This window comes from Burkholderia sp. KCJ3K979 (genome assembly GCF_016759955.1).
Classification (GTDB): domain Bacteria; phylum Pseudomonadota; class Gammaproteobacteria; order Burkholderiales; family Burkholderiaceae; genus Burkholderia; species Burkholderia orbicola.
In genome coordinates, this window is record NZ_JACFYV010000502.1 from 1 (window position 1) to 313 (window position 313).

The window sequence follows — 313 nt, forward strand, 5'->3', positions numbered from 1 at the left end:
GTCGACGGCATCGTGCTGCGCCGTGAATTCACCGAAGGCACCGACGTCAAGGCCGGTCAGCGCCTCTACAAGATCGATCCGGCGCCGTACATCGCGGCCCTGAACAGCGCGAAGGCGACGCTCGCGAGGGCGCAGGCGAACCTCGTCACGCAGAACGCGCTGGTCGCGCGCTACAAGGTGCTGGTCGCCGCGAACGCGGTCAGCAAGCAGGACTACGACAACGCGGTCGCCACGCAAGGCCAGGCCGCGGCGGACGTCGCGGCCGGCAAGGCGGCGGTCGATACCGCGCAGATCAACCTCGGCTATACGGACG

At 68.7% G+C, this 313-nt stretch carries 1 pseudogene; it reads left to right on the forward strand.

Annotated features, from left to right (window positions below):
* Positions 1–313, forward strand: a pseudogene (locus H3O04_RS35830) (biotin/lipoyl-binding protein); the annotation flags it as partial.